We start from the raw sequence: 1,620 nt of genomic DNA, 5'->3' as shown, positions 1-1,620 counted from the left end.
CCCCGTTACCTTTTAATTAGCCCCACCATCCGTCAGGATTGAAGGGGTCGCTGGCCTGAGGACCCCGGCATGATTGATGCCCCCAGTCATCATGATCCGGGGGGTGTAGTCACCGGGGTTCGAAGGCACCAGGGAAATCGCTGATAGGGGCCAGAACCACTGGCAGAACACATGCCTTGAGCCCGACCGTAACGTGGATGCCGAACCCAGGAGCCACAGCACCACCGGCCAGCCGAACCACAACCAAATATCCGGTCACATGAGTCGAAGAAGATGAGTGACATGATCACCAACCACGCTGACATCGACGTATTCATCGGTATCGATGTCGGCAAACACAACCACCACGCCGTCGCACTCGACCGCGACGGCAAACAGCTCTTGTCGAAGGCTCTGCCGCAGAACGAAACCAAACTCCGGGCTTTGCTCGACCGGCTGCGCAAGCACGGAACACTGCTGGTTGTCGTCGACCAGCCCGCCACCATCGGCGCCTTGCCGGTCGCGGTCGCCCAAGCCGAGTCCATCACGGTCGCCTATCTGCCCGGGTTAGCGATGCGCCGCATCGCCGACCTACACCCCGGCGAGGCGAAAACGGATGCTCGTGATGCCGCGATCATCGCTGAAGCCGCCCGCACCATGCCGCACACATTGCGGGGTATCCGGGTGGCGGATGAGAACGTGGCCGAGTTGTCGATGTTGTGCGGCTATGACGATGACCTCGCCAAACAGGCCACAGCGACGTCGAATCGGATCCGGGGCCTGCTGACTCAGATCCACCCCGGATTGGAGACCGTCATCGGTCCGCACCTGGACCATCCGGCGATGCTGGCGCTATTGGCGAAGTACCCGACGCCCAAAGCCTTGCGTCATGCCGGGAAGCACCGAGTCGAGACGCTGCTGCGCAAGCAGGCACCGCGGGCGTGGAAGCGGTGGTCGACCGCGATCTTCACCGCACTCGACGGGCAGACGGTGGTGGTGTCGGGCACCGACGCCGCCGGCCTCGTCCTGCCCCAGCTGGCCGCGTCGTTGGCGCAGACGCGTGCGTCGCGGGATGAGGTGCTGGAACGGATCGAGGAATTGGTTGAGGCGCATCCGCTTTTCGAACTCCTGACGTCGATGCCGGCAGTCGGCGTCAGGACCGCGGCGAGGATCCTCACCGAGGTCGTGGGTAAGGACTTCGAATCAGCCGGACACCTCGCATCGTATGCCGGACTGGCACCGGTGACATGGCGATCGGGAACCTCGATCCGAGGAGATCACTCGTCCCGGCGGGGGAACAAGGTCCTCAAACGAGCGTTGTTCCTATCCGCGTTCGCGGCGTTGAAAGACCCGCTGTCGAGGGCGTATTACGACAAGAAACGTGCCGAGCATAAGAAGCACAACCAAGCACTGATCGCCCTGGCCCGCCGCCGTTGCAATGTGCTGTATGCGATGCTTCGCGACGGCTCCTACTTCCATACACCCGAGGTGGCGACCGCCGCCTGAACCGAACCGTAGCGGAGTACCAGATCAGTCCGGGAGCTGGTTCCCAGACCGATCATCCCTGCCTTTCGACTCCTACCGAATATTCTTGAAGAAACTAGTCGTTGCCCCTTGACTTAAAACATAGGGGCACCCCCC

General features: G+C 62.2%; 1 protein-coding gene. It reads left to right on the top strand.

All coding sequences use genetic code 11. The features are described 5' to 3' along the window. The first annotated feature begins 282 nt into the window (after window positions 1-282). Window positions 283-1,485, top strand: coding sequence for an IS110 family RNA-guided transposase (locus BLIN9172_RS17705; protein WP_101556179.1), 1,203 nt, complete (start codon window positions 283-285; stop codon window positions 1,483-1,485). Window positions 1,486-1,620: the final 135 nt, after the last annotated feature.

It is taken from the genome of Brevibacterium linens ATCC 9172, assembly GCF_900169165.1.
Taxonomy (GTDB): Bacteria; Actinomycetota; Actinomycetes; order Actinomycetales; family Brevibacteriaceae; genus Brevibacterium; species Brevibacterium linens.
The sequence above is the reverse complement of the archived record's forward strand: the minus strand, read 5'-3'. Positions and strand labels throughout refer to the sequence as shown.